This window comes from Streptomyces spongiae (assembly GCF_009377185.1).
Classification (GTDB): Bacteria; Actinomycetota; Actinomycetes; order Streptomycetales; family Streptomycetaceae; genus Streptomyces; species Streptomyces spongiae.
This window is the reverse complement of sequence record NZ_VJZC01000615.1, coordinates 1-5,751: the sequence shown is the minus strand read 5'-3', so window position 1 is coordinate 5,751 and position 5,751 is coordinate 1. Positions and strand designations below refer to the sequence as shown.

Genomic DNA, 5,751 nt, shown 5'->3' with positions numbered 1-5,751 from the left:
CCGGAGGGGGGTACGGGGTCGGCCTGGCTGTGGCGGGGGGGGGGGCCGGGGCGCGGGCCGGGGCGTCGAGGGCCGCTACTTGGGCGGCAGGCGCACGGCGAAGGCACGTCCCTCGTCGACCCACTCGCCGAGGACGTCATCCTCGCTGAGAGCGGTGCCGGCGACGAGGATCCAGCCGCGCATGGGACGGCCGGTCATGTCGAAGACGCGTGTGCCGGGCCGGGCCAGGGCCGCGTCGGTGTGGTCGGGGCCGACTCGCACCATGAGATCGTCGCCGCTCACGCCCACGGCCATGTTGCCGCGGTACAGGAAGGCGATCCCGCCGAACATACGCCTTTCCGTGACGTCCGGATCAGAGCCGAGTCGCTGTCTGATCCGTTCCGCCAGTCCTTCGTCGTATGCCATGGTGGTCCTCTTACTGTCCGGTTACTGTCCGGTGAGCCGGTGTTCGAGGTCACGCAGATCCTTGCCGATGGAGGAGCGGACCTGGCGGGCCAGGACAGGCGCGGCCAGCCGGTAGAAGCCACCCCCACCGCCCCGGACCCGGATGCGGGCGAAGGTGCCCCGCGGGTCCGGCTCGAAGGTGTACGTGACGTGCATGGGCATCGGCCCGGCCACGGAGACCATGTCCAGCAGGCGGGGCGGCTCGTACGCGGCCACGCGCAGGACGTAGTCGATGCGCCGGCCGAGAAAGTACGCCGTACGGGTGACCTCGGCGCCCACGCCGAAGCCGCCCTGGTCGGCCTCCCGGGTCAGTTCCGCGGTGCGGATGCCCTGGGTCCACTCAGCGTCATGGCGCCAGTCCATGGCGTACTCGGCCACCCGTTCGGGCGGAAGCGGGACCATGCGCTCCGCTGACACGTCGATCGTCATCGTGCTGTTGCCTTGTCCTCGACCGGCCAGGAACCGGGCTCTGTTACCGCCTCCAGGATCCTTGAGGCGGTGGGCGAGCGCACGACGAAGGTCGCACGCCGGTGGAAAGCACCGTGCGGCGGTGCGTCGCGCGAGACAGCGTGCGATTTCCGCGAGACGCTGCCGCCGGGCGGTACGGAGTGCCGCCTGCCCCGCCCGTTGGCCCTGTCCGCTGTCCTCCCCGGAGTCCGCCATGGCAGCACAGCCCACCCCGTCCACTGACGACGGTTACCGTTTCGACGACCTGCGCGCGCTCTTCATCAACTGCACCCTCAAGCCGTCGCCCCAGCTCAGCCACATCCAAGGGCTCATCGACAAGAGCCGCGCGCACGGCTTCGCCACCGATGCCTGGCCCGCGCTGTAGGAGCAGGTGATGGCAGCGGACATCCTCGTGCTGGCCGGGCCCATCTGGCTGGGCGACGACAGCTCCGTCACCAAGCAGGTCATCGAGCGCCTCTACAGCTGCTCCAGTCTGCTCAACCCCCAGGGACAGTACGCCTACTACGGGCGGGTCGGCGGCTGTCTGATCACCGGCAACGAGGACGGTGTCAAACACTGCGCCATGAACGTCCTCTACAGCCTCCAGCGCTCGGAGTGGGACGCCGGCTGCCGCCCGGGGGCGGACAACCCCGAGCACCGCTGAGCCGTACCGGTTGGCACCTTCAGCACCCGGCCCCTGCGCGACTGTCGGCGTAAGGATTCCGTCATCACCCGCGGGGTGTGGGACGGCCGCCTGTTTCCGTTGAATGGGGGAGCGACAGGCAAAAGTCCTAAGAAGCGAGGCAGGGATGGGGCGCGTGCGGATGGTACTGGCCAGGCCGTGGGTCATCGGCGTGCTGGCGGTGGCGGTCTGCGGAGTCGGTTTCGGGCTGTACTGGTTCCAGCCGTGGAAGCTGTGGCAGGACGAAACCGTCGAGGAAGCCCTGCCCGGGGTGGAAACCTCCGCACCTCCTGCCGCGGCGCCTTCAGAAGCTCCCTCCAAGCCGCCCTCCTCGGCCGCCGGCGGTCCGCAGACACTGGCGCGCGGTGAGCTGATCAGCCACGAGCACACGACATCAGGCACCGTGAAGCTCGTACGGCTGGCCGACGGCTCCCACGTCCTCCGGCTGGAGAACCTCGACACCAGCAACGGGCCGGACCTGCGCGTGTGGCTGACCGACGCACCGGTGAAGGAGGGGAAGGCCGGCTGGCACGTCTTCGACGACGGCAAGTACGTCAGCCTCGGCAAGCTCAAGGGCAACAAGGGCAGCCAGAACTACGCCCTGTCCAGTGACGTGGATCCGTCCCGATACACCAGCGTCAGCATCTGGTGCGACCGCTTCGACGTCTCCTTCGGCGCCGCCGAACTCGCCCGTGCCTGACCGCAGTTCACGGCACTGCCGGGAACCGGCACGAGGCCGGTGCAGGCTGCATATGAGGGATCAGGGCGCGGGCGTCCCGCTCGTCGTCCGTCCCGCTGCCGCCGTTTCCGCCTTCCACGCGGACTGGCCCGCCGGTAGCTTTCAGGGCTTCGTGACCGCGGTCTTCTTGGCTCGGGACTCCTGTGTGTGCCCCACGGTGCAAAGTAGCGAGGTGAACACGTCCTCACGGCTGTGTCGACCGGTTCATCGCAGCGCGGGTGGTGCGCGCCCAGCAGTGGTCGGCGTCGGGTCACCACTGGGCGATGAGCGGCGTGTCCGGTTCGTGCTGTCGCCAGGCTTCGGTGAGGCGGGCGAGGCGGGTGGGGGCGGCGATGCCGCGTACGGTGGCGATCTTGCCGCCTGTGATGTCGAACGTCACGGAGCCGACGACCTGGTCGCCGAGCACGGTGAGGATGGCGGGGGCGCCGTTGACGACCGCGTAATGGATGGCGGGCGTGCCGCCGACAAGTCGCCGTTTCGCGGGTGTGGGTTTGAAGCCGGCCCGTGCGACGGCGGCGACGCGCTGCGCAGTGTCGTACCGCAGCAGCCTCTCGGTCAGGCCGGCGCCGTCGGAGATCGCGGTCGCGTCGTCGGTGAGCAGCGCCACCAGCCGTTCGGTGCGGCCCGAGGTGGCGGCGGCGAGGAACTCCTCGACGATCCTGCGGGCGGATGCCAGGTCGACTTCGCCACCGCCGCGGCGCGCGGCGGTGATGCGGCGCCGGGCCCGGTGGAGGTGCTGCTGGCTTGCGGACTCGGTGATGTCGAGGATCCCGGCGATCTCGGCATGGCTGTAGGAGAACGCTTCGCGCAGGACGTAGACGGCGCGCTCGAGGGGGGACAGGCGCTCCATGAGCGTCAGCACGGCCAGGGAGACCGATTCGCGCTGCTCGAAAGTGGCGGCCGGGCCGAGCATCGGGTCGCCGTCGAGGAGCGGTTCGGGCAGCCAGGCGCCGACGGTGCGTTCACGGCGGGCCTGTGCCGAGCGGAGCCGGTCGAGGCACAGGTTGGTGACGACCTTGGTCAGCCATGCTTCCGGCACCTTGATCTGCTGCCGGTCGGCGGCCTGCCAGTGCAGGAACGTATCCTGCACCGCGTCTTCGGCGTCGGCGGCGGAGCCCAGCAGCCGGTACGCCAGCGAGGCCAGCCGGTTCCGACTGGCCTCGAACCGGCTGGTGTCGAAGCGATCAGTTGCGGTGCTGTCCACTCGGATCACCCTAGGCGGCTACGCGACCGCCGACCGCCTTTTCTCCGGCGGACGCATCCGGTGCGGCGGCCAGGCGGTGCTTGCGCCTGGGCAGGCCGAAGGTCGGGTGCGAGGTGGCCCACAGCGACATCTTGAGGATGCCCGCCTTGATCCGAGCGGCCTTCCGGCCACCCACATACTTCGGCTTCGCCTGCGCTTCGTCGTCGACCATCTGCAGGATCCCGTCCCGCCGCCCGAGGCTGATGTGGTTGCCCAGGTACTCCAGCTTGGTGTTCGGGATCTTGCAGTCGGTCAGGCGTCCCACGATCGCCTCCGTGGCCTGCCGGCCGGTGTAGCCGGCCGAAGCGCAGGACATGGGCAGCGGCCGGCCGTTGTCGCCGATGGCGTAGGCGCTGTCGCCGGCGGCGTAGACGCTCGGGTGCGAGACCGACCGCATGGTGCGATCGACGACGATCCGACCGTTCTCGGTGACCTCCAGCCCGCCGGCGGCGGCGATGGGGCTGACCGCGAACCCGGCCGTCCACACGGTCGCGTCGGACGCCAGGGCGGTGCCGTCGGCGCACAGCACCCGCGTCGCTTCGACGGCTTCTACGGTGGTGTGCTCCAGGACGGTGATGCCCAGCCGCACGCAGGCCCGGCGCAGGTGGCCGCGGGCTCCCGCGGAGAACGGGGCGCCCAGCTCGCCGCGCGCGGCCAGGGTCACCGACAGGCCGGGCCGGGATTCGGCGATCTCGGTGGCGGTCTCGATGCCGGTCAGCCCGTCGCCGACGACGAGCACCCTGCCGCTTTCGCCCCGCGCGTCCAGGCTGTCCAGGCGCTCGCGCAGGCGCAGCGCGGCGGGCCGGCCGGTGACGTGGAAGGCGTGTTCGGCCACACCGGGCACACCGTGGTCGGCGACGTGGCTGCCGAGGGCGTAGAGGAGCGTGTCGTAGCCGAGTTCGCCGTCGCCGTCGCCGTCGCCGTCGGCCACGGCGACGACCTGGCGCTCCGGGTTGACGGCGGTGACACGGGCCAGGCGCAGCCGTATCCCCGTGCCCGCGAAGACGTCGGCGAGCTGTGGAGCCTCGATCTCCTGGCCGGCCGCGAGCTGGTGCAGCCGCAGCCGCTGGACGAAGTCCGGCTCGGCGTTGACCACGGTGATCTCGGTGTCCGCCGGGGACAGCCGGCGGGCCAGGGTCCCGGCCACGTAGGCCCCGGCATAGCCGGCGCCGAGGACGACGATGCGGTGCTTCATGTCTCGCTCCTGTCGGTTCGCTGCTCCCTGTCGGCGACTTGAGCGGAACAGCGCCCCGATTCCTGACAGGAACTGCATGTGGCATAGGTCACAGTCGCAGGGCGTGGAACTGTCGATGCGGATCAGCAACGCGGGCGACGCGTGCAGAAAGCTCACTCACGGGCGATGGCTGCGGTGTCCTCCCCTGGGGCACCTTCACCGTGAACGTCGTCGGCTGCTTCGTGCTCGGCCTGCTGACCGGGGCGGTGGTGGCCGGCGCTGACTCCTCGCAGGTGCAGCTGCTGCTCGGCACCGGGCTGTGCGGGGCGCTGACGACGTAATCGACGTTCTCGTACGAGACACTGCGGCTGGCCGAGGACGGCGCACGATTCTACGCCGCCGCCAGCATCGTCGCAAGTGTCGTCGCCGGGCTCGGCGCAGTATTCGTTGGGGCTGCCTTTGCCGAGCAGCGGAGCGCGCCTTCGACACCGTCGGCCACGGTCGGCAGCTCTTCAGCAGCTGCCGATGACGCCAGAGGGCGGTTGTTCAGCCCGGAAACAGTGACCCACCAGACCGTTTGCGTTTCTGTGTGCTCTTCGGCACATTCAGACAGGTCGCACGGGGCTTTCGAGCGGAAGTGGCGCCAGTGGCACGAGGCACGAGGCACGCGGCACAGTCGGTATTTGGCGGCATGCATGGCCAACGTGCCTTTGGTAAACGGCGTTTGAGCTGCGGAAACACATCCGAAGGAGAGCGCGGACTCGGTTGCGAGGCTCGAAAAGAGCAACGGTCAAAGAACCGTGTGCGTTTTGACGTGAACGCAAAAACTCCCGACCTGTATTTCTGCAGGTCAGGATGTTTTCCCGGAGTGCCCCCGGCAGGATTCGAACCTGCGCACACGGCTCCGGAGGCCGTTGCTCTATCCCCTGAGCTACGGGGGCGGTGTCGGCGGCGCGGTGTGCGCGGCGACGGGTAGAACCCTACCAGCTTCGGTGGGGAGGTCATGAACGGGTTTCTGGGGG

Annotated in this window: 5 protein-coding genes, 1 tRNA gene and 2 pseudogenes; 3 read left to right on the top strand and 5 right to left on the bottom strand. The window is 69.7% G+C overall.

What is annotated here, in order from left to right; translation table 11 throughout:
- Positions 1-75: 75 nt before the first annotated feature.
- Together FNH08_RS42945 and FNH08_RS42940 are read right to left on the bottom strand one after the other, a co-directional pair.
- Complete coding sequence (locus FNH08_RS42945) at positions 76-405, bottom strand: TfoX/Sxy family protein (RefSeq protein ID WP_152776935.1); 330 nt, start codon at positions 403-405, stop codon at positions 76-78.
- A 21-nt stretch (positions 406-426) separates the two neighbouring features.
- Entirely contained in the window at positions 427-873 is a 447-nt protein-coding gene (locus FNH08_RS42940; RefSeq protein ID WP_152776934.1) for an SRPBCC family protein, read from the bottom strand.
- A 232-nt stretch (positions 874-1,105) separates the two neighbouring features.
- On the opposite strand from FNH08_RS42940, the pseudogene FNH08_RS42935 reads away from it, so the two are divergent.
- Positions 1,106-1,498, top strand: a pseudogene (locus FNH08_RS42935) (flavodoxin family protein); the annotation flags it as partial.
- Positions 1,499-1,700: 202 nt separating this feature from the next.
- The gene (locus FNH08_RS42930) at positions 1,701-2,273 is read left to right on the top strand and encodes a DM13 domain-containing protein (RefSeq protein ID WP_152776933.1); all 573 of its coding nucleotides are present in this window, start codon (positions 1,701-1,703) and stop codon (positions 2,271-2,273) included.
- Positions 2,274-2,562: 289 nt separating this feature from the next.
- Here FNH08_RS42930 and FNH08_RS42925 read toward each other — a convergent pair whose 3' ends face one another.
- Positions 2,563-3,516 carry a sigma-70 family RNA polymerase sigma factor gene (locus FNH08_RS42925; RefSeq protein ID WP_322726378.1) on the bottom strand — a complete coding sequence of 318 codons (954 nt, stop codon included), beginning with the start codon at positions 3,514-3,516 and terminating at the stop codon, positions 2,563-2,565.
- Between the two features lie 10 nt (positions 3,517-3,526).
- Positions 3,527-4,750: an NAD(P)/FAD-dependent oxidoreductase gene (locus FNH08_RS42920; protein ID WP_152776932.1), complete on the bottom strand. Its 1,224-nt coding sequence runs from the start codon at positions 4,748-4,750 to the stop codon at positions 3,527-3,529.
- A gap of 38 nt (positions 4,751-4,788) precedes the next feature.
- On the opposite strand from FNH08_RS42920, the pseudogene FNH08_RS42915 reads away from it, so the two are divergent.
- Positions 4,789-5,196 (top strand): annotated as a pseudogene (locus tag FNH08_RS42915) (fluoride efflux transporter FluC); the annotation flags it as partial.
- A gap of 402 nt (positions 5,197-5,598) precedes the next feature.
- Here the strand turns inward: FNH08_RS42915 and FNH08_RS42910 are convergent.
- A tRNA-Arg gene (locus FNH08_RS42910) sits at positions 5,599-5,670 on the bottom strand.
- Positions 5,671-5,751 lie beyond the last annotated feature (81 nt).